This is a genomic window from Pseudomonas sp. 2995-3 (assembly GCF_002742565.1).
Classification (GTDB): Bacteria; Pseudomonadota; Gammaproteobacteria; order Pseudomonadales; family Pseudomonadaceae; genus Aquipseudomonas; species Aquipseudomonas edaphica.
Window position 1 is genome coordinate 1 of record NZ_LJSB01000480.1, and the last position, 230, is coordinate 230.

Annotated in this window: 1 protein-coding gene; it reads left to right on the forward strand. The window is 36.1% G+C overall.

What is annotated here, in order from left to right:
- Positions 1-40: 40 nt before the first annotated feature.
- On the forward strand, positions 41-230 hold a 190-nt coding region (locus tag AOA62_RS31270), incomplete at its 3' end, for an NETI motif-containing protein (protein ID WP_256592514.1).

Sequence of the window (230 nt, forward strand, 5' to 3'; positions counted from 1 at the left end):
ATATTACCACATTATTACATATATGGAGCGAGTTTTTTATATGAAGGAAGTGAAAGGGAAAATGACTAAAAAGAAGACGAAACAGAAGTTTTATGTGGAAGATGGGGAAACCATCGATGAAGTCCTCGATCGTATGAAAGTGGAAGGCTATATTCCGGTACGGAGAATGGAAGAACCGATTTTAAAAGAAGTAAAGAAGAATGGGAAAACAGAAGTAGAAGTTGCAAAAC